This is a genomic window from Sulfidibacter corallicola (assembly GCF_017498545.1).
Classification (GTDB): domain Bacteria; phylum Acidobacteriota; class Holophagae; order Acanthopleuribacterales; family Acanthopleuribacteraceae; genus Sulfidibacter; species Sulfidibacter corallicola.
The window spans coordinates 1524455-1547240 of the sequence record NZ_CP071793.1; the positions used below are offsets into that span (position 1 = coordinate 1524455).

At 62.0% G+C, this 22786-nt stretch carries 9 protein-coding genes; all 9 read right to left on the reverse strand.

What is annotated here, in order from left to right; all coding sequences use genetic code 11:
- Positions 1 to 286 precede the first annotated feature (286 nt).
- Complete coding sequence (locus tag J3U87_RS04450) at positions 287 to 2317, reverse strand: L-tyrosine/L-tryptophan isonitrile synthase family protein (RefSeq protein ID WP_237381829.1); 2031 nt, start codon at positions 2315 to 2317, stop codon at positions 287 to 289.
- 269 nt (positions 2318 to 2586) lie between these two features.
- Positions 2587 to 4845 (reverse strand): hypothetical protein, encoded by a 2259-nt coding sequence (locus J3U87_RS04455; protein WP_237381830.1) that lies wholly within the window; start codon positions 4843 to 4845, stop codon positions 2587 to 2589.
- Between the two features lie 1410 nt (positions 4846 to 6255).
- A complete protein-coding gene (locus tag J3U87_RS04460) occupies positions 6256 to 7893 on the reverse strand; it encodes a lytic polysaccharide monooxygenase (RefSeq protein ID WP_237381831.1) in 1638 nt (545 codons plus the stop codon).
- Between the two features lie 2262 nt (positions 7894 to 10155).
- Positions 10156 to 12984 carry a serine/threonine-protein kinase gene (locus J3U87_RS04465; protein WP_237381832.1) on the reverse strand — a complete coding sequence of 943 codons (2829 nt, stop codon included), beginning with the start codon at positions 12982 to 12984 and terminating at the stop codon, positions 10156 to 10158.
- A gap of 36 nt (positions 12985 to 13020) precedes the next feature.
- On the reverse strand, positions 13021 to 13713 hold the full coding sequence (locus J3U87_RS04470; RefSeq protein WP_237381833.1) for an ECF-type sigma factor: 693 nt from the start codon (positions 13711 to 13713) through the stop codon (positions 13021 to 13023).
- Between the two features lie 151 nt (positions 13714 to 13864).
- Positions 13865 to 16573 (reverse strand): hypothetical protein, encoded by a 2709-nt coding sequence (locus J3U87_RS04475; RefSeq protein WP_237381834.1) that lies wholly within the window; start codon positions 16571 to 16573, stop codon positions 13865 to 13867.
- A gap of 212 nt (positions 16574 to 16785) precedes the next feature.
- Entirely contained in the window at positions 16786 to 17832 is a 1047-nt protein-coding gene (locus J3U87_RS04480) for a cupin domain-containing protein (protein ID WP_237381835.1), read from the reverse strand.
- Entirely contained in the window at positions 17814 to 18911 is a 1098-nt protein-coding gene (locus J3U87_RS04485) for a hypothetical protein (protein WP_237381836.1), read from the reverse strand. The genes J3U87_RS04480 and J3U87_RS04485 overlap by 19 nt, the downstream gene beginning before the upstream one ends.
- Before the next feature lie 360 nt (positions 18912 to 19271).
- Positions 19272 to 22712 carry a DUF5011 domain-containing protein gene (locus J3U87_RS04490; protein ID WP_237381837.1) on the reverse strand — a complete coding sequence of 1147 codons (3441 nt, stop codon included), beginning with the start codon at positions 22710 to 22712 and terminating at the stop codon, positions 19272 to 19274.
- Between the last annotated feature and the right edge of the window lie 74 nt (positions 22713 to 22786).

A 22786-nucleotide genomic window follows, 5' to 3' on the forward strand; every position in this document is an offset into this window, starting at 1 on the left:
CACCCCGTTTGTTCGTTGCTCTTATTTAACAAACTGTGTAAAGTTCGATGATAAAGCTAAAAACCTAAAATGACGGATGTTCGGGGAGTTCGTCAATAAATGTCGGCCCAGCGGGCCAACCTACTGCGACGACGCCCTTCTCGTGAATGCGGGATCTCCCTAGCGATTCGCTTCGGTTAGCTTCCCACTTGGAACCCAGTGGCCGGTGTGCCGGTGGTTCGGCAATCCGGCCATCGGCCATGGCGGCGATTCCGTGGTGTCAGCCGAGCTTTGTTCGGTTCCGAGATCAAGCGCCGCGGGCGTCGGGGTGATGGGTGTGTTCGAGGCGGAAATGGTTGGGTCGCCCGTCCACTTCGACCAACACGGCGCCCATCGCTTCGGCCTGGGACCGTTTCATCAGGCGGAAGGCGTCGCCGATTTTGACCGCCGTGGCGTGCCAGGGGGTCAACCAGCAGTCTTCCGCGTGGCCCAGCAGAATGCCGACCCGATCCGCGTGGGGGTGCTGGGGATAGATCGACAAGTGAATCGCGTGCGGGAAACACTCGCCCACCAGTCGGGTCCAGGCGTTCGATCGCACCATCAACTGGCAGGCGCGCTCGGCGCATTCCCGCCGGACGCCCGTGCGGTTTCGTTCGGGAAACATCGCCACCGTATCCTCGAAGAGCAGGCGATGGATCCCCTGGAACAGGGACCGATCCTGGTCCACCGAATGGGTGCGTGCCTTCAGGGTTTCCAGGGATTCGGCGTAGTGCACGGCCAAGTGGTCCCGCATTTCTTCGAAGCTCGATTCCTTGAACAGGTCCTCGTGGTGCAGCGTATTGAGCCGGTTCGTGCCCAGACGCGCGATGAGATGGTCGATGCCGCGACGATAGGCCGAAACCTCTTCGTCATCGGCCATGACCAGGTCGGAGAATACCCGGCCGTCGGAGCAGATGGTGATCTGGGCGCCGGGCTCGTAAATTTTCCCGATGTGCTCGCAGACCCATTGCAGGCGACGCAGGGCCTGCTCCTCCGCCATATCCGGCAGCTTGCCCAGCACTTTGCTGGCGGTGTTGGGTGATTTGGCGGGAAAGGCGGGCAGGACGAAGTGAATCGGGTGGTTGTTCGCCACGAATTGCATGACCCTGTCCAGGTGGGGCGCCATGCAATCGGGACACATGTCGCGTCGGCAATGGTGGTGGCCGGGCAGCAAGCGGCGATGCGGGGTCAGAACCCGCAAGATCTGCTCGGCTTTGGTGCGAATGCCCGGATCCGGTGCCTGTCGGGGCGGGGTGAGGGTGGGGGCGATCACGCGCATGGCGTCCGGGGTGGCGAATTGACGGCGGATTCGGTCGAGTCGTCGGGCTTCCAGGCGAGCCACGTTCCGGTTGGATTGCTCGATGACCTGGTTGAGCGCGGTCAACAGGGTCTTGCGCCACAGACGACCGATGTCGCCGGTCAACGAGCGATAGGCCGCCAGATCCATCTCCAGCAGCCAACAGGGGCCCTCGGCCACGACCGACGCGTTGCGCGGCGTGCCCAACAACAGGCCCAACATGCCGAACAGGGCGCCGGTGCCCAGGGTGGTAACCGGGAAGGCCTTGTGGGATCCCACATTGCGCAGCAGCCGCAAACGCCCGTTGGCCAGGAGGAATACCGAGCGATGGGTGTCGCCCTCCAGGAACAACGTCTCGCCCTCCTGCAGGGTATGCGAACGCATGACTCTGGAAATGGCCTCTACCTGGCGGTCACCGGCTTCGGCCAGTGGGGGGAGCTGCCGCAACGCCAGCGGGGCCGCGTATGACGTGAAGAGGGCTTCGGCCTGGGGCGCCATGTCGCCGGGGCCCGCCGCCTGGGCGGATCGTTCCGGTTTGCCCTGGGCGCCTTCGGCCAGTCGCGCCACGCGTTTTCCCGACGCCACCGCACGGTGTGCCAGGACCGAAAGAATATCTTCCAAAAGGGCGTCATGTGCCGTTTCGTGATGGGTCAGCAGGTGATCGAGCTGGGTCCTGTCGAACATCCGTACCGTCGCAGGCCCTTTGGCACGCAGCGTATTGGCGTAGGTCCCTCGGGTCAGGAAGGCCGAGCCCTCGGCCAGCAATTCCCCTTGACTGACGCGTTCGATCACCCGTCCGCAGACCGACCGCTCCAGCGTGCCTTCCGCCAGAAAACCCAACATGTCGGCGGGTCGGTTTTGATGCCAGAGCACCTCGTCGGAAGTGAGGGTGATTTCCCGCCAATCCCGGATCCGTTCCGACCAGGGCGCGGGCTCGGCTCGAGCGAAGGCCAGGGTGCTTGAAATCGCTTCTCTCAGACATTGTTGCGTTTCAGGTGTCATGTCTCCCCCTGCGATCGCGATTGGGTTCCTGGTTGGGGACCGTCCCCGGTGACACCTCGTGGGTGCGGGTGCATGCCGCGCGTTGCATCGCAATGGGCTTGGTGTGATGCGGGTGTGGGTTGGCGCGGCTAGGACGACGATCGGAATCCAGTGTGCCAAACCAATGTGGAGACATTTTGGAGATCCTCGAACTTTTTTGACGTTTGCATGTTTCTGGGGCCCAGGAGGGAGGTGATCCGAACCCTGCGATCCGGACCACCCGCATATCTTCAGTAGTGTTGCAGTCGATCCATCGCGATGCGTTCTTGGAACTTCACCGCGTCCGAATATATTTTCTGGGCGTTCTTCAGCTCTTTCTTCACGTCCGGGATAAAGCTGTTCAGCAAGGCGGTCGCTTCCTCTTCACTGGTGACATCTTGGTTCCCGTTATGGGCCTTGAGGTAGGGATCGTTGTTGATGTCGGTGAGGATATCCGTGTAATCGGCACCCATGCCCTTCTGTTTTTCCGCCTTGACTCTCGCCTCGAAATAATTGGCCGTATCGAGTTGATCGTGCAAGAGTTCCATGGTGTTGCTGGCCGAGCTGATGGTTTTCTCCAACAGCGGGTTCATGGTTGCGTTGGTGGTGTCGTCGTAGGAACCGATGGAAGAAGCATCGTGACCCTTCAGGTGGAATGGCGGGCTGACGTCCATGGAGAAACTGCGGGAAAACCCGATCGGCGCGGTGTCGAGTGTCGCTTTTTTCGTGTTGGGTTGAATGTCGTACTCGCCCGTGCTGGCATCGTAGTTCACGACATGGGTGACACCGCCTTTTTGTTTGAACGGATCCTGCTTTTGAAAGCCGACGCTGCGCGGCATTTGACTCAACCCATCGTTCAGGGCGATCGAAGTCTTGGCACGACCTTTCGAGGCCACCAACTCGTCGACTCCTGCCGATACCACCTGAAGGTGGTCGATCCGTCCCTTGAGACTGGAGTTCGCAATTTGCTGATAGGCCTTGCTCGAATAATCCCGGCAAATGGCCACACCCAGTTTCAGCCCGGTCTTGGGCGCCTCGAACAGGAAGGAGTCACCGTCGACGTGCGCTTCCTGGGCTTTGAGTTTGACGTCTCTGAGATTGTTCTGCGGATGGGCCTTGATAATGGAAGATTGAAATGATTCGTGACGGAACGCCGCATTCGCGACGGTGTTGAACTGGCTCCTGCTCGAGTAGGCGACCCGTTCATAGGCGGGACTGTCGATGTCGGAGGGATGGACCTTGCTGACGAAGTCCATCTTGCCGTCTTTGCCGCCTTCGACGATGATGGCCTTGTTGTCGAACGATTTGAACATCGAGCTGGAATCGCGGATCCTGAAAAAGTCCCGGTAGGCTCTTTTGCCGGTCGACATACTCTTGAGGTCCATGGTTCGGATACGGCTGTCGATACCGGTGCGCTCCTGGGAGTTCAACAGGTTGGGGTAGAAGTTCTTGCGGAAATCCTGCATCAACACGTTGGCTTCCACCGAAGATCCGGCGGCCTTGAAAAAGGCGGCCATTTTCTGGAGGGTCGCATCCTTGAGGGCGCGGTCGGCACTTTTGGACGAGTGGTAGGGCATCGTCAACGGTTTCATCAACGCCCTGGCTTCGGCGAACTGACCCTTGGCGACCAAATGGTTGAAGGTTGCGATTTGCTTGTCGTCGGGCCATTTCGAGTCGTGAATGGCGTGCAGTTCCTTCATGGCCGAGGCGTGCGCGTTCATGGTCTTGAGGCGTTGAGTGACGCTTTGCATCGCGCCTTTGCGATCGAAGCCGGCCTTCGAGATCTCATCCGGCGTCGAGTCCGGCGACAGTCCCGCGTGGCGCAACTCGTCGTTGAACATGTCGCCCGCCGTCGCGAGCAGGATGCGCGCTTTGGAGGGTTTCTTATACACTTCGTCGGCGGTGCTCGTGGCTTCCTGATAGGCGTTGCTCAAATCTTTGCCCAACTGTTCACCCAAAAATTGGACGTCGGTTTCGTCGAGCTGTTTGAGGCTTTCGGGACGTTGGGCCGTGACCATGGTGCCCAACACGAAAACGGCGTCTTCGAAGATCGGATTCGACGCGTATTCCTGAATTTTGGCCAGGGTATAGTCGTGGAGTTCCTGGTTGAAGGCCGTGCCGTATTCGCTCCAGAAAAACTCGGGCAGGGTATAGACCTTGGCGGTGCCGGGGCGGTTGTCCGAGACGTTGTCCAGGTGAATTTTGGTGTAGGCGTCGAATACGGCCCTGGCCTTGGTATCGATGGCGCCCTTGGAGTTGTGCAACTGCGGCTGTTTCGCGATATTGACCTGTAACTGAAGGATTTGTACTCGTTTGGCGTTGGCTTCCTTGGCCTTCGTCATGCTGACTTTTTTAGCGGGGGTGGTGGAGGCCACATGCCCGTCCTTGGTGACGTCGGGCAGGGATGAAGCGCGTGCGCGACTTTTTTTCAGGCCCAAGGGATTGGTGTGCCCGGTCTGGATCTGTTGTGTAGAATTCTGGCGATGAAGTCCATGCAATTTGACCGACATAATATATCTCCTGCTTTTTTCCCAAGTAAATCCGATGGAAAGGAGGACATAGTTTCGCTAGCCCAGGCTGACATAGTGATGAACCATTTCACCATGGGATGCTGAAACCATAAAACGTCGTATGTGATAATTGGTCGAACGGTAGTATTCAAACATAGCGACAGGGGTGGGCACATGGGCATCCACCGGGTTGGCGAGGTGAAATCCTGGCGAACGTTTCCGATGGGTGGGCAGGGTCGCTTGTGGGGGATCGAGGCCCGTTCGGCCTGTGGTGATGTAGAGAATAAGTCTCAATCGTGGAGAGAAAATGGAGACGTTCTGAAAAAAGGAAAAAAAGTGGAGTGGCGAGGGAATAAACGATAACTCGTGGCGCACTGCCGCTTTTTCCGAATGACTGTGATTGCATTCGTGTGGATCTGCGTGATTCGTGGGCAAGTCATCTTCCCGTTGTTGTCCACTAAAACCACGAAAAGACACGAAAAACGGATCGCTGCAGGGTTGGTTCCTCCGCGCGGTGGATCGCGATTGGCCGATTTTTTTTGTCCACGAATCACACGGACTGACACGAATAGACAGGACCCATGGGCGCCACACGGCAGGTACTCTGGGAAAGCCTGAACTTAAAATCAAAAGGTTCAAGCGCTTATGCCGATTTGGTTGTCATTTTGAATCATCTGGGCTTGTGTTCCGATCTGTGAAACATAACGCAGCCGGCCTCGAACGGAATGACGGTGATCGTATCCGTGTGGATCTGCGTGATTCGCGGGCAAGTCATCTTCCCGTTGTTGTCCACTAAAACCACGAAAAGACACGAAAAACGGATCGCTGCAGGGTCGGTTCCTCCGCGCGGTGGATCGCGATTGACCTATATTTTTTGTCCTCGAATCACACGGACTGACACGAATAGACAGGACCCCCCCACGGGCGCCGCACGGCAGGTACTCTGGGAAAGTCTGAACTTAACATCAAAAGGTTCAAGCGCTTATGCCGATTTGGTTGTCATTTTGAATCATCTGGGCTTGTGTTCCGATCCGTGAAACATAACGCAGCCGGCCTCGAACGGAATGACGGTGATTGCATTCGTGTGGATCTGCGTGATTCGTGGGCAAGATATCAAATACCGCGTGTGACGCGTCGCCAGGCAGGAACCGAACCTGTCGGTCTTGTGAGCAAATTTCTCATTCTCAGATCTAACATACTGAAAAACAACGGAGTGTGCTCCTGAAACCCATCGCAGAAGCGACCGGATCACTGGGCAGGCCATGCTGGAAGTTTCCTTTTCGTGTTTTTTCGTGCTTTTAGTGGACAAAAAAGGGGATGCGCCGCGGTTTTGCCGCGACACATCCCTACTCGCCAGGATTGAGCTCGGAGGTCAGGGTCAGGAGTCGGATGACTCGTTCGAGGATCGGATCAGAAGCAGTCGGAATCGCCGATGCGCTCCCAGACGGACGCCACACCGGGCTCCTCGCCTTGGACCCACCACTGGTTGCGCCAGATGGCGCCGTCGTGATGGACCTCGCTACCGGCGGGATAGGCGATCGCGGCGTTCCAGAACGTCGGCACATCGCTCAGCAGCGACCACACCTGGCTCTGCTGGCTGGGCTCTTCCGAATTGGTCCACCAGTTGGCGCGCCACACCAACTGGTTGTGGCTGACCACATCACCGGATTGGTAGACGCTGCCCGACTGCCATGCCGGGTGGTTGCCCGCATCGGGGTCGGTGGTATCGCAGCCACCGCCGGCGGCGGTGACCGTCACCTCGCTCGAGGCGAACACCGAGACCTCGCCGTCGCTCACTTCCACGGTCAGGGTGAAGGTTTGGGTGGAAGGCACGGTGGGTGCCGTGGCCTCGAGGGTCGCGCTGCCGAGATCCACCGCCGTGAAATCGGACGGCAGCCGCCAGGCGTAGCTCAAGGGGTCGCCGTCCGCGTCGCTCGCCGCGGCGGTCAGGCTGAACGCGTCGCCGGAGGCCACCGCCACCGCGGCGGGCAGTTGCACGACCGGCGGCGTGTTGGTGTTGGGCTTTTTCACATCGAGCTGGTAACTGTACTCGGCGTCGCGCACATATACCTTGTTGGCAAAGAGATCGCCGGCGTCGTAGACCACCGCGTCGTCACGCAGCACGCCCACCCGCGCGGCGGTCTCGTTGTCGTTGACGGCGGTCGCCAGTTGGCGGGTCCACACGGCGAGGTCCGCGTTGTCCGCGGTGATGTCGAATACCGTGAAGACCTGCTCGGCGCCGCTGCCGTCGAAGATCCGGAACCACACCTCGTCGCCTGGCTCCGGAGCCACGTCCGGCGTCACGTAGGAACCGGCGCTGACCCAGGCCGGCGGGGTCACGTCGTCCACCAACCAAATGTCGCTGCAGTTGTAGAAGCCCTCGCCGGCGGGGTCGATCCGCTGCCAGCGGGTGTACAGGATGGCGCGGCCGCTGCGGTTGGTGGGAAGGCTGACCTGCATGATGTAGTACTTCTTGCCTTCGATGGTGACCAACTGCGCGTCCTCTACTTCATCCACCAAGTCCAGGTGGTCCCAGGTCAGGGTCTCGGTGGCGGGGTCGAAACCCGGCTTGGTGAGGAAGAACTGAAAATAGCTGGGATCGTGGGGGGTCGCCGCGTAATAACGGAACTCGAAACGCCCCTGGTCGTCCAGTTCGAGATACTGCACCTGCCAATCGGGATGGGGCACGTCCATGCCGGCCTTGGCACTGTCGCCGCCGGCGCACAGGGTGCCGTCGGGGACGGCGGCCTTGACCGCTTCCATGTTGCGGTAATCGGCCACCAATTTTGCAAACTCGATGGCTTGATAAAATTGGTAGGTGCCCGAAGTCAGGAAGGCGGCGCGGCAGGCCGCGTTGGGAATCGCCGAACCGTCGGGTGGCCACCAATAGCCGCCGTCGAGTTCGCAATAGGCCTGCCTAGCTCTGGGGAAGTCGGCATAGCCATGAGCCCAAAGGGGTTGTGAGAAACCAAGAACCGTGATGGCGATGCCTGAAAGAACGCAGAGATGACGTAGGGAAAAGCGTGGACACAGGGCGTGACCTTGCATGAGGAACCTCCAGAAGTGATGGGGTCTTGGAAAACGGCGCAAGGCGATTCGAGGGAGAGGGAGTGATATTTGTCAAGTTATCGCTCAAAATAATCGTGAACCGTTTTCGCAGCGCTCTGAGGGGAGCGGGATTGAGAATGAGCACGGGAAGAGGACGCACCCGTGAAAAGGGCGCGGTGGTTCGGCGCCCCGCTGCCGAGCGGGCGGCCGAATCGAGGGAATGATGCAATACTTTGTGTTTGGTGTAGTTGAGAAACCCAGGAGGAAGCCCGAAGATCGCGAGCGATCCCTTCGTTCGGAGGGCGGGGGGTGCCGCTGGTGAGGCGACCGGATCGAGCGCGGGGCGAGCGCGTCCTGGAGAGGGTAGCCAAGAGGGTGGGGGAACGGGATGATAATTGTCACAAGTTTGTAAAGTTAAGTAACTAAACAAATCTAACTCAAAATATCGCCCATGCAACCCTTTTTTTCGCCCAGTGCTCGCCGGCCCCGGTTTTCGGGCCTTTCGGCAGGGGGCGCGCCGTGCATCGGGTTCGATGTCGCTTCCCGGTTTTCCTCATTCGTGCAACGGGTTTGTAAAAGCGGAGGTGCGGCGGCCCAGTCGGTGGCCCGCCGACTCGCACTTTTGCAAACGAACCTGCCTGCAGCGCCCGACCGCCGTGAAATTCGCCGAGCCCGGTAGGTTCAGCATGGGCGGTTGCCGGCCCGGCCGACACTTCGGAGCGGTCAAGGCTGCGAGGATACAGAACGCCAAAAAGCGAAGCTCCAACCAAAGCAGGGCTCGGGAATGTGCGACCAGCGGTCGCACCTACCTGGCACGACGCCTCATTTCGCCTTGTTTCTTTCTCGAAATCGAGCTGGGCGCCCGCCCCGTTCGTTCGGGGCTCCCTCGAAACAAGCCTGCCCGAAGTGCCAGAATGCCGAGAGATTCGTCGTGCCCGGTAGGTACATCCGCTGGATGTACTTTCTGAAGTGACTCATGATCAGAGTACCCGAATGCTTTGAGAGCCGGCACCGCAGTACGGTAGCCGGCCCGGCCGACACTTCGGAGCGGTCAAGGCTGCGAAAAAACGGAACGCCAAAAAGCGAAGCTCCAACCAAAGCAGGGCTCGGGAATGTGCGACCAGCGGTCGCACCTACCTGGCACGACGCCTCATTTCGCCTTGTTCCTTTCTCGAAATCAAGCTGGGCGCCCGCCCCGTTTGTTCGGGGCTCTCTCGAAACAAGCCTGCCCGAAGTGCCCGAATGCCGAGAGATTCGTCGTGCCCGGTAGGTACATCCGCTGGATGTACTTTCTGAAGTGACTCATGATCAGAGTACCCGAATGCTTTGAGAGCCGGCACCGCAGTACGGTAGCCGGCCCGGCCGACACTTCGGAGCGGTCAAGGCTGCGAAAAAACGGAACGCCAAAAAGCGAAGCTCCAACCAAAGCAGGGCTCGGGAATGTGCGACCAGCGGTCGCACCTACCTGGCACGACGCCCCATTTCGTCTTGTTTCTTTCTCGAAATCAAGCTGGGTATGCCCGCTGGTCCGGGGCTCTCTCGAAACAAGCCTGCCCGAAGTGCCCGAATGCCGAGAGATTCGTCGTGCCCGGTAGGTACATCCGCTGGATGTACTTTTCGAAGTGACTCATGATCAGAGTACCCGAATGCTTTGAGAGCCGGCACCGCAGTACGGTAGCCGGCCCGGCCGATACTTCGGAGCGGTCAAGGCTGCGAAAAAAGGGAACGCCAAAAAGCGAAGCTCCAACCAAAGCAGGGCTCGGGAATGTGCGACCAGCGGTCGCACCTACCTGGCACGACGCCTCATTTCGCCTTGTTCCTTTCTCGAAATCAAGCTGGGCGCCCGCCCCGTTTGTTCGGGGCTCTCTTGAAAACAAAGTGGTACTTTCGACCGGGGATCGGTCTTGCCGTCATCGAAACAAAATCGAGAAACCAGGAAATTCAAAAACCAGGAAGTGCAGGACCATGATGTGACCCCAAATGCGGATCCTTTCCTGGTTTCCGATGTTCATGGGTTCCTGCTAAATTTTTCGGATGAACGACCCATGGCCCTTCGCGAGAAACCAGGTGGTCTGTTTCTTTCTCGAAATCGAGCTGGGTAGGCCCGCTGGTGCGTGGCTCTGATGAAGCAAACCGTGTAACGTTCGAAGATAGAGATAAAAGGCCAAGATGGTGAATTTCCTCAATAAAAGTCGGGGCGGCGATCCGAAGGGTGCCTCGCCGGCGCGCTCCGATGTTCCCCCAGTCGCCGCCGGTCTTCGGTCACTCCGGCGTCGGGGGATCCGATTCGGCGGACAGACGAAGATCGCGGTAGTGGGCTTCGCGCCCTTTCTGGTCTCGCCGGCGGTACAGGTCCTCCAGGGCGAGAAGCATCGACTTGCGAAAGATACCGCCGAGCTCCGCGGAACCTTCGGTATGGGTCAGGGCCTTCAACAACATGGGCTCGGCTTCCTTCAATCGACCGTCCAGCAATTGGGCGCGGCCGATGGCGCCCAGGATCAGCGGCTCCAGGTTCAGGGCGTTGTCCGGCAGGTTGCGGACCAGCGCCAGGGTGCGCGAGCCTTCGTCGATGGCGGCTTGGTACCGCTGGAGCCCGATCAGGCAGCGCAGACGCACCTGAACGGCCTGGAGGGTGCGGTGATGGTCGGCGCCATGGTGTCGGGTCAAGGCGGCGATCGCGTCGTCCAACAGCGGTCTCGCTTCCTCGAAGCGGTCCTGGGCCAACATGACGTTGGCCAGGTTCAGGGAGTACCAAGCCAGGTTGGGATCATTGGCCGGCATGAGCTGGCCCAGGATCAGGAGCCCGCGCCGGCAGGCGTCTTCGGCTTCCTTCAACCGGCCCTGTGCCCTGAGGCTGGCCCCCAGAAACATCCAGGTCTCGCCGTGAACCAAGGTCGCACCGGCCTGCATGTCGGCCAAGAGGGAAAGGACCTCGCGATAGTGGTGTTCGGCCGATTCGAAGTTGGCCTGATCCATGTAGAGTTGGCCCAGGTTGACCCCGATCTGCAGGTAACTGGAACTCTTGGTTCCCTGGAAATCGCGGATGAGATCGCGAGCACGGTGATGCAGGTCGGCGGCCTCGTCCAACTCGCCCTTCAATTGTTTGATGACCGCCAGGCTCGAATAAACGACGGCGATGGCGGTGGGGTTCGGCGAGGATTGTTGGTGGTATAGGGCCAGGCTTTCGCGCACCTTCTCTTCTGCCCGGTCGAAATCCAGTTCGGCGAAGTGAATCCCGCAGAAAATGTGGGCCAGGTCGGCGCGCAGGGTCAGGTGCTCGGGGTTTTCTTCCGAGAGCAGGCTCTCGGCACGCTCCAGAATGGGCTTGGCTTGGTCGGGGAGACCGTTGAATACCAGATAGTTGCCGTAGCTGATCAGCGTCTCGGCCAGTTCGTCGGAGGGACCATCGGCAAACTGGGTGATCAGCTTTTGGTATTCCGCGATCACCTCCTTGGCGTCCAGATGATACTGCCTGGCCGCGATTTGCCCGCGTAGCGCGATCAGGGTCTGGGGATGATCGGCGCCCTGGTGCTGCCGGCGCAGATCGTAGCTCCTGCGATACAGGTCGCCGCTCTGGTCGTACATGGCGAGATTGGCGTAGATCGAGCCGACCGTTTCCAGCAGTTCGGCGCGAATCAAGGGCTCCCGTTCGAAGCGACCGGCGTCGAGCCCCTTGGTGGCGCGCAGCAACATCTCCTCCAGGTTCATGGCGGTCTCGCGGCCCATCTGTTCCGGATCACCGGACTGGAACATGTCGATGACGAAGTCGAGCACCAGCCGGGTGTTGTTTCGCTGGCGTTCGGCCACGTCCCGCTGGTGGCGGGTTTCCCGTTGCTGCTGGAAGAGGGTGATCCAAAAGCCGCAAACGGTCAGCACGAAGGTGAGGCCCGCCGCATACCACCAACGATGGCGCAGGATCGATTTGCGCCAGTGATAGAGGCGGGAGGGGGGACCGGCCTCCACGGGAAAACCCTCCAAATAGCGCTCCAGTTCGCGGGCCAGCTCATGCGCGGTCTGGTAGCGGTCGTCGGGTTGCAGGGCCAGGGCTTTGAGCAGAATCCAGCAGAGATCCTGTTTGAGCTGGCGGTAGATGGCCAGGGAACTCATGTGGCGCGAATCGGCCAGCTCTTGGCGGGTCTGGGCGGGAAGCCGTTGCCAGCGCAGATCGGCGCGCTCGAGACGACCTTCGATCACCGCGGCCCGCAACCCCAGCGCGTCCATGCGCTCGGTCTCGGGGATGGGATAGACGCCGAGCAGAAGCTCGTAGAGCAGCAGGCCGAGGTTGTAGATATCGGTGCGCACATCCGGCTCCATGGCGCGGCCTTGGGCGTCCCGCAAGCCGGCCTGTTCGGGACTCATGTAGCGAGGCGTGCCGGGCGCGGATCCGGTATCGGTGAGCCGGGTATCGCGGTCCATGGGAAGGGCGATGCCGAAGTCGATCACCTTGGGCAGGAATTGTTCGTGTTCCTCGTGAACCAAAATGTTGCTGGGTTTGATGTCGCGGTGAATGACTCCTCGCTGGTGCGCGCCCGCGATCGCCTTGGCCACCTTGATCAGGAGTCTCACCCGTTCGTTCAGGTCGAGGCGCCTGCGGTCGCAGAAGGTGGTGATCGCTTCGCCCTCCACGTACTCCATCACCAAATAGGGGGCGCCGCGCGAGGTGGTTCCGGAATCGAAGAGCCGGGCGATCCAGGGGTGGGTCAGCCGCGCCAGGATATTGCGCTCCACCATGAACCGCTGCCTGGCTTCGGTACCGGTCGCGAATTGGGACATGACCTTGAGCGCCACCTTGCGGGCCACCGGCCGTTGCTGTTCGGCCAGCAGCACCACGCCCATGCCACCCTTGCCGAGCTCGCGGATGATGCGATAGGGCCCCAGCACCGAGCCCACGCCGACCTCGGGCGTGAAGAGCCCGGGCCCCAGGTATTCGCTCTCACGGGCACCTGCCGACAACAGCGAGTCGACTTCGCGGCGCAGATCCGAATCGTCCTTGCAGGCCTGTTCCAAAAAGGCCTCTCGCTGCGCCGCGTCCTCGCATTCGCGCGCCTTGATCCAAATCGCCTCGATCTTTTGCCAACGTTCCTGGTTCATGGGCTACCCCTTTCGGTCACCTCGATTCGATTGTGGCTATAGGGCGCCGTCGTCGGGCTCGGATTCGCTCGATCCCGGGATCGCCCTGCGCAGTTCGCGGGCCAGCCAACCTCGAGCGGACTGCCATTCGCGTTGGACCGTACGCGGCGAGATCGACAGCAAGGTGCCGATTTCCTCGGTCTCCAGGCCCAGAAAGAAACGCCATTCGAGGATTTGCAGTTTGCGCGGATCCAAGGCGCCCAGTTGTTGGATGAGTTGATCCAAGGTGAGGAGCTGATCCACTTCCAAGCCGGGAAAGGCGACTTCGAGCTGCTCGTCGAAGGGCACGCGCTTGACGGTGCCGCCGCGCTTCAGCGCGCCCCGCAACCGGGCGTAACGCACCAGGATTTGGCGCATGATGAGCGCTGCGCATTTGAAGAAGTGGGACCGATTCTCGAACACCAGCGATTTGCTGCCCAAGAGCTGCAGGTAGACGTCGTGCACCAACTCGGTCGGCTGGAGGCTCCGATATTGGTTGCTGTCGCGCAGGTAGAAGCCGGCCATGCCGCGTAGGTCGCGGTAAACCAGGGGGATGAGCTGTTCTAGCGCACTCGAGTTGCAGTGGTGCCAGTTCTGCAGAATATCGGTGATCGGCTGTTTTTGCAGGTCGGTGGGGTCCTGAACCGGATGACCGGCGGACCTGTCGGACGGATGGTAGATCGCGTTGGCGGATGACGGTTTGCGTTCCAAGGTGTGTACTCCTCGTCAATGTTCCTTTGGGTTCGTCGATTTTTTCAAGAACCGGGTCTTCCGGACTCGAGGCCCGATGTTTCGAGGCATGGTGGCGGGTGAGAAGCCCGTCGGCACGGCCTCGGCATCTCGATGATTCGGGACCTGCATCTCACGACCTCCGATGCTGCGCGCACCACGCGGTCGCACGCCCGTAATATTCCTCGTACGCCGCACGAAAACGGGTCAGTGTTTCGGAGGGAACGATGTCCTTCTGCCGCTGTCGCAGCCGCTGGATCGATCGTTCGAGGTCGAGCACCCCATCGATCGTGGCCCCGTCCGCGCGGTTGCGCAGCAAGTCCTCCCGCCGTTTCCGTCGTTCGCGCAGACGGTCGATCTCCTCCAGCTCGGGTGGCAGCGACTCCGGCTCGCCGGTCAGCAGCGCGTGAAACAGCGACACCGACTCCTCGGCCAATTCGAGATCCGCCTGTTGAAACATCGAAACGTGGCGGTTTGCCGTCCACCGGCAGAAGCGGTCACCCAACCGGTTGGCGAATCGCGAGAGCATGGCCACGTTTTCGAACAGGGGATTGAAGACGTGGGTCGTGTCGACCCATTCGCCGCAGACGGTCATGTTCCGCTTACTCGTGGAGCCGCCACCCGGCGCGCCGATGCGGAGGTCGAGTCCCTCCTCGTCGAACACCGGTCGGCCGCGGCGGTCCCGCACCTTGAGGCGGCGGCCCATGCAATGCCCGCCCACGCCGTGCAGGGCGCCGAGCGTCCGGCCGGCCTCTCGGCCCACGTGCACCATCAACTCGTGTGCTCGTTCTTCGTTCGCCCGGTAGAGGGCACGCAGGTAGGCGAAACGCGCCGAGCGACGAGACAGGTCGCCGACCAAGTCACCGGCCGTGGCGAAGTCCCGCCCATTGGCCACGTAGAACTCGGCCATCGTGATATCGATAAGGGTGCGAATCCCCGAAGTGCCCGCTTCGCGCCGTATCAGGTCGTCGTCCGAAACCAATTTCCAGACGTGTCCGACGCGCAGCTTGCCCCGTGTCGCGTGCTCGTAGACTACCGGCCCCTTGGCGTGGAGGTACATGGTCCCGATCCGGCGCCGAAGACCGTCGTGCCGCGTTTCTCCCAGCGTCTGGGCGTCGAGCGATCGCCGGAACCGGCGAACCACGAACGGACCGCTGGGATGGCACAGGTAAGACCAACGGCCGATGTTGCGGAGCACCTGTTCGAGCTGGCCCCGCGCCATGTAGGCCGGGTTGGTTAGAAAATCCCACGTGGGCAGCGTGCGGCGCTCGACCGACCCCGCGCGCCGGCTTCGAACGGTGACCTGCGCGACCTGCGTGACCCGAACCGGAATGCAGGTCGCCGCGGCGCGATCGTCCAGTTGGAAAAGCAGGCGGTGCCAGCCGAGTGCGTTGCGAACCTGGATCAGGGTCGGCAGGAGCAGCGCCCCACCGATCAGTTGGTGCGAGACACTTTCGGTTTCGGAGTGGCCGATCAACACGTCGAAGGGTTTGTGGCGCCCCGATTCGAGCGTTTCGCGGTACTCCGGACATCGCTCGGCGCGGGTCACGAACGTATCGTCGAGACTGCGCACGCCTGCACCCTTGAGATTGAGAACCACGAACTTTCGCGTCGAGGGATGGTGGCAGACCAGCGCCGGGGATCGATCCTGCATCAAGGGATGACAGAGTGCCGCGCGCCATTGGTCGGGCTTCTCGGGCCCGAAGAAGGCCCTGGCAAGGGTCGGCGGCGCACCGCCCGCCAGACCCGCGCTCAGGTAGAGTCCCGGGAAGGTGCCCAGATGCTCGCCGAGTCCGGCTCGCTCGAGCTCGCGGTGCAGGCGGGCCATCACCTGCCGCAGCGGTTTCTCGAGAAAACGATTCAGTGCCACCGGCCGGCTCGCGACCGGATCGAAACCGGTTCGGTAGGCCTGTCGAATGGTTGCCGCGGGACAGGGCCCGCCGGCCGCAGGAGGAACCTCCGGTTTGGACCGGATCCGCGCCAGGCTTCGGGCCGGTGGCGGTTCGGGGGCGGGTAACCGGGAGTAGGGATGCTCGGCGTAGTGTTCGAAGATCCGGCTTTCCGCGGCCCAGTGGCTGAATATCCTCTGCCGCCATGGGGACCAGGCTCGATAGGTATCCAAGGGGGGTTGGGCGTCGTCCTGTCGGTGCCGGTGGATCGGGCCCCGATCGAACACCTTCCGGAGGTACGAACCTCCCGGATCGATGCGAAGACCCGTCAGCAGGGTCACCACCTCGCCGAAGGCCTCGGGATCGGTCGTCAGCGACTCCATGCGCCGATGAATCGCCCCCTTGAAGCGACTCTCGCGAGCCAGGTGTAGCAGCCGGTGGCACAGGTAGCAGAAGGCCAGCTCCTCGGGGTTGGGAAAGGGCGTGGTGCCCAGGCTGAGGTAGCGGGTTCGGTAATCGCCGAAATGCCGGCGCAGGCGGCCGCGGATGACGGGCGATACCCGGTACAGCAGAGACAACTGCGCCGTGCCGGAGGCGACCCAGGAAACGGGGTGACGAACCAGGTTCAGGCAGGTGAAGGGCCGTGGTCGCGCCCAGTGTGCCAGGTTTCTTTGCAGCGCCGTCAGGTTATATCGGTGCACGTTGCCGCGCGCCCGGGCCTCACCGGCGCGGCGCGCCAGCTCGTCGAAAAAGTCCTCGAGCGGCCGCTTGTCCCGGTCCTGGAACTTTTCGCGGGCCAGGGCCTCCAGTTCCGCCGGGCTGTAGTCCCGCTCGAGCGCGTCGGAACCGGCCGAGTGATTGCAATAGATCTCCGGGTGCGCGTTGAGCGACCACGCCAACCACTTGGTGGCCATGTAGCCGGGTGAGGTTACGATGAAGAAGGTTTCGCGCACCGTGACCGTCCTTGGGAAGAGGGGAGCCGTGGAGGTTGAGGGGGGATTGGCTGGCCGGGGTTGATGTCCAGGGCGCGGATGGCGTTTCGCATATCGGCCGGCACGCTTGGCACCGGTTCGGCGATCCGACTCGGATGGTATGTATGGGGAAATGCAGGGGTCGGCTCGCTTGGGATGGTTTCCGGGGAAACCGGAGCGGCCAAGAGGGGCCTCTAGGCGTTGGCGTTGACGCGCTGCACCGATCGCAAACGGTGCAGGAAGCGGAAAAAGGTCCGATTGAGCATGGGGTGGTCTTCGTCAGTGGGCCCGAAATCGCTGTCGGGATGGAAGGCGATGACGGTCAGTGCCGACGGGACGCCGGGCGCCGCGGAATCGGTCCAGAACGCGTGCCAGGTCTCCGGAGGCAGAAAGAAGATCTTGCCCGGTCGCAGCACGTGGTCGCCGGTTGGGGTTTTGCAGATGCCTCCGCCGCCCATCACGATGCCCGCCCGCATGGAGGGGTGGACGTGCTGGGTCTGCTGGGTTCTCTCCGGAAAATAGAGTGCGTTGAAGCAGGGATCGCCCAGCCTGGTCGGCGGTACCAGGATCGTGTCGGTACAGCCGTCGATGTACGCCAGCCGGCCCCACGGCTCGACCGGGCCGCCAATCGTCAGCGCACCTCGATAGTCGAAGCTCGTCAGAACCTCGACGCGACCCGTTCCCGTGATGCGCGCCGCGCCGGGCACGCAGAAGTAGGTGTTGTCGTAGAGCGGATAGCGCCGGCCGTCCGCGCATTCGAGGCACAGGTCCTGCCCGTTGAGGACGAAACCGAAGTGCGTTCCGTTCCCTTCGAGTTCCGTCGCGGCCGCGGGATCGTGGCAATACACGCGAACCGGGTAATGCGCCGGTCGCGACAGCACGCCCGTGTGGACCAGCAATTGGTGGATTTGGTCGGTCGGTGGCGCGTCGTGCGGTGTGCCGGCGATGGCACCGGCCGCCATCGCGAGGCTCGTTCGCAGATCCGTCGATTCGCCGAACAACTTCAGGCTTTCGTCGAAATCGCCCGGTTTCTCGGTCACGCCGAGGTCGCGACAGAGGCGATCGGCGTTGGCGATCTGTCGCTCCAGGCTTTGGTCGCGCCAGGGTTCGAGGTTCACCGCGGCGCGGATCTCCTCGAGGTCCGTCGTGACCGGTGGATTGCGGAAGTCGATGGTCAGTCCCGGCTCGTAGGTCTCGATGACGAATGATGTCGGGCTTTCGATTACTCGGCCATGTTGCATGTGTCGATTGTCTCCAGTGGCAGCTTGCGTTTTCGCCCGACCTCGAAGTGGACTTCGAAGTCCTCGTAGATGTGGACGAGATAGCGATCGTTCCCCTGGCGGGCGCGATCGACGAGGACGCGCTTCAACGAGGGGGCCTTCTCCTTGGTCGCGAAATAGTCGAAATCCCCGGTGGCGTCGAGAATGACCTTTTTGGCTTCGAGCTTGTAAGCTCGCCAATCGGTGACCTTTCGCAGGTCCGGTCGAGAAAGCGACCAGGCCTGAAAGCGCTCGTCGGCGAAGAAGTGACGCGTCCTTCGGTACAGCATCCCGATGCGGCCCTGGCGAAAGGCCGGAATGCGCAGGTTCACCTGTTGCCACTTCAACGAGAAGTTGCACCACCAGAGGTAGTCGAAGGCCGTTTCGATGGGTACCGGCGCCCGTTCGACCTGAGGGGCTAGGTAGGCCATCAGGCGCTCCGCCTGCTCCGAGGTCGTGAGCCGGCTGGACATGTAGAAGGGCACCACGTGGCGGTACGGCAACTGGGCCGCGCCGCCCTTGACCAATTTCTCCAGATGATCGCTACCGAAGAGCTGGTCGCCGTGCTCGCCGGTAACCGTGATCATCTCTTCGGCGAGCATGGACGGCAGCGGCGTGGGCATCGGGCGGGTTCGCAAAGTGTCCATGATGAACTGCTCGTAGAAGCGCGGATACTCGTAAATCGAATCGATCGATAGGCATACGATCAATCGATCGAGCTCTTTGCGGGCCCGCAACCGGCGCGTCAGCGAGATCAGGGCGACCGTGGAGTCGATTCCCCCGGACCATGCCACCTGAATCGGCAGGTCGAGCCTTTGCGCCTCGTCGATGATCGAGTCCGCCACCGCGTCACAGATTTCCGCGAAGCTCGCTTCGGTTCGGGAGGTTGGGATCTCCTGAAGCACCTCGTAGTCGACGCCGATATCGAGGGTTCGGGTCCGATCGACCGCGCCGCATCCAAAGAAGTGAGCCAGCAGCATGTACTCGGGGCGCAGGGGCCGCCCGTCTACGATTCCTGATTTTGCGCGGTGGGAATTGAGGAAAATCAGCCTCTGGGTCATGTGGCTCCTGTCGCCCTTGGGTCTCGATGTTGTGGTGATGCTGAATTGGGCCCAATTATAGCAACCGGATAGCCCGTCCCCAATTCTATTTCTCGAAGTGTGGTCCATCCATCTCGATGGGTCCCAAGGAGTCACCGCCTGCCGGGTGCCTAAGGAAGCGCGAAGCTCCCATGCCCGTTCACTTCGACCTTTCGGCATGGGGAACCTCCCGTTCGCGGAGACCCGAGATCGGGTCGGCGTCCACGCCGGCTGGAACTTGACGTGGCCGTGGTGTGCGAAAACGCGAGGAAGCCGATTCCGCATCGCGTGCGAAATCGGCCGGGATGGGCCCGAGAGGACTCGGGCCGGCGGGTTGTGCGGTTAGCGTTGGATGATCAGGTGTGGCTCCGCCGCATGCGTATCCAGCTCGATCCGGTAGTCGCGGGAGCCCCAGGTGACGCGTCCCACGACTCGTTGCCCTTCGGTCGTGACCTGAACCCGAGCGGGCTGAATCGTCGCGCGGCTCACGTCGCTCTGAAGCACGAACAGGCGGGTGTCTTCGCTCACGGCGGCGTCCGGGATCCAGCGGAAACGCAGTCGCGACGCGGTGCCCCCGCGCGAGTCGACGATTTGGATCGGGGCATCGTCCACCTGGAAACGGCCAGGATGCAAGGCCGCGCCGCTGATCGCGCCGACGCTCTCCACCGGGTTGGCGGGCGCCAGCGTGTTGCACGAGGGTTCCAGCCAGATCCGTTGGTCCTCACCGCTAGCGACCACGTGTTGTCCGTAGATGTTGGTGCATCCGGCGAAGTCGGGTTCTAAGCGCGTGTACCAGTGCTCGGCCACGCGCGATGCGGGTCGATCGGATTTGAGCCGAAAATGGTCCACTACCAAAAAGGCGCCGTCGTCCAGCGCGATCAGCCACCGGCGGAACCGCTGTAGCCAACCGAGCTCGTGGTCGGCGCCGTACACCCGATCGCCGTCGGCCTCGATCAGCCTGAACCCGCCCTGCTCGGAGATGGCTAGCGAACCGGTTTCGCCGAAGATCTGGCTGGTGTCGGTATCCTCGATGCCGGGCACCTTGGCGTCGGGCACCACCAGCGTATTGGCCGCCGATGGCGTGTTGTCGTAGTTGTGGGTCAGGCTGTACATCTCGCCTGGCACGTGTTTGGTGATGCGCCGGCAATATCCGAAGTCGTAGAGCAACCGCGAACCGTGGGCGACCCAGGACAGGGCGCCGAAGTCCAGCTCGCGATGGGAGATGTGGTTGGGCACGGCACTGATCGCCAGGTAACTCTGGTCGGCCTGCTCACCGTGGAGGAAGTCGGGCAAGGCACCGGAGGCCGTCTTACCGGGTTGGAACTGGCGCAAGGCGGCCACGCCGCTGTCGGGAAAGTGATCCACTTCCACACGCGTCGTGGGATCGGTCGGGCAGTCGTTCACGATCGCGGCCCAATCGCGCGCCATGGACGGCGAGATCAGAAAGGGGTTTTGCAGGCCCGATTCGAAGTGCTGGTTCTGGAACGCCGCCTTGACCAGGCAAGGGTCGGGCGAGATCGAGCCGACCGGCGCATCGCCCCACACTTCTTCCGCGATCAAACCCAGGTAGGCGCCGGTGACCCGCACGCCGGGATCGTTCCAGGTGTCGCCGAAATCCAACCAGTTGCCTTCCGGCGCGATCAATCGAGCCAAGGCGCGGGCGATCGCGGGCATGCGGTCCCAGTGAACGCTTTCGAGCCGGCGACCGAACGCCGCCTTCATCAACAGGTTCGTGTGGAACAGCGTCTGCCAGACGGCGTGCCCGTAGTTGTAGCTCTCCAGGTGTGAGCCGTCCTCGGCAAAGTATTCCCGGTGTAGCCAGATGATGCGCAGGGCCTTTTTCAGGACCTCGGCCGCGCGGGGTTCCTCGTAGTAGAAGGTCAATGCGTAGGTGATCGCGGGCAGGGCCAGTCGCGGTGACCAGTTGTTGCCGTTCCACTGGGACCAGTGCCCTTCGTCGTGCTTTTCCAGGAAGCTGTCGATCTCGCTGTCCAGTTTGTTTTTGATCTGGTCGAACCGCTGTGGCGTCAGGTGATCCCGTCGATGCCAATAAATGTCCAGAATGGCGCACCAGTAGGCGAAGGAGGCTTCCGCGCCCAAGTCGAAAAAGGAACCGTCGGCGCCGGCGTGGAACTTCTCGGTCGGGAAGCGCACCATCTCGGTATCGAGAAACGCCGCCAGAAGTCGCTCCATTTCGGCTTCGGTGTAGGGTGCCGGTGCGCCGGTGGCGTGCCAGTGCAGCAGGCGTCGCAGCAGGTGCAGCACGCGAAAGCCGCGCGAGCGATCCCATTTCGCGTTCACTCCCCCCGTTCCGAAGTAGAACCGCGCGTCGGGATGGTCGTCGATCGACCGGGGCATGGTGCCGTTGCAGGGCGAGCCGCCCAGCGTGGCGCGATCCCAGATGGTCTTGATGGGGTAGACTCGGCCCAGTCCCGACCGGCCCGGCACACAGGGCATCTGGTTCAGGGGTTCCATGCGTGCCATCCAGGCGTCGTTGGTGCCGAAAAGACGCGGATGGTCCTGTGGCGGAGGATCGCCGTACCAGACGAACTGCTGCCACTCCATGTCGATGTGCTGTTCCGGCGTCAGGTCCTCGCGGCGAATGTCGCTCCGGATGCCCTCGCGCACCTGTACCGTGCGCCTGGCCACCGTGCAGTTGTCGGAGCTGTCGCAGACGCGGTAGTCGATGGCGTAATCGCCGACACGATCCACATCCACCTCGCGCACGCCCTCCGCCACGACCCGATCGCCGACGTCACCGTCCAGGTCGTCTTCGGCGGTCACGCCCAGGTCGTAGTAGAAATCGCCGCGGGCGACCTTGACCGTCTCGGGTCCTTGGATTCGGACGGTGGGGGCCTGCCGGTCGCGCACGGGTTCCCCGTAGAGCGCGATCTCGGCGAACTTGGCGGCGGTGGTGCGGGTGACGCGGAGATAGCGGGTGACCCGGTCCACGTCGTGGCGGGTCCATTGGCGATAGGCGGTGAGCGGATCGCGGACGAGTTCCTGCCAGCCCTGGGGCGAGCCGGTAGCGAAGATCAGGTCACCGGTGGCACCCATGTCGAACAGGAACAGGTGGCGCAGGCGCCAAGGCCTGCCCAGGTCGATGATGGCGTGATGGGGTAGCGGCTTTTGCCCGTCCCAGGTGTGCCAGATGCTGGTGGGTCGCGGCGAGAGGTCTTCGAGCAGATTGCCCACCAGGTCCTGCTCGTCCACCATATGGCCGGCGTCGCCGTGGCCGTTGACGAGGGTCACGTCGCCGGGTGAGACCGGAATTCGCTGAAGCGGTTGCGGCGCATCGACCGCCGTACCGTAGAGCGCCAGCTCTTCGAAGATGCCCGCTCCGCGCGACAGGCGCAGGTAGCGGGTGGTGATTTGGAGTGGGCGGCCGATCCAGATGCCGTCGCGGTCCAGCTTGTCGCCGTAGAAGGTGCGCCAAGTACCCGCTTCCCCGAACTCGAACACCACCTTGCCCGAGCTGGCGCCGTCGTAGAGGTACAGCGCCTCCAGCTCGTACTCGCGGCCGAGGTCGATCACGGCGCGGTAGGGGTAGGCCATGCTCGCGGGGTCGCCGAGCCAGCGCGTTTGGGGGCTTGGCCCCGGTGTGGCGCGCGGGTCGCCGATCAGGTCCTGTTCGTCGACCATGAGGCCCGGATCGCCGAGACCGCGTTCCAGGCTGACCATGTGGGGCGCGAGGACGATGCGCTCGCCGGCGACGAGCGGCAGTCCGGTCAACATCCCCCACAACAGAAAAAGAGCCAATGAGTCATGTCTTGATACGTGCATGTTTCTCTCCGTCACATGAAGTGGGCCGGGCGGAAACCGAATCCAGGCGCCCGGAAAAGGGGGAGGCTCGCCGG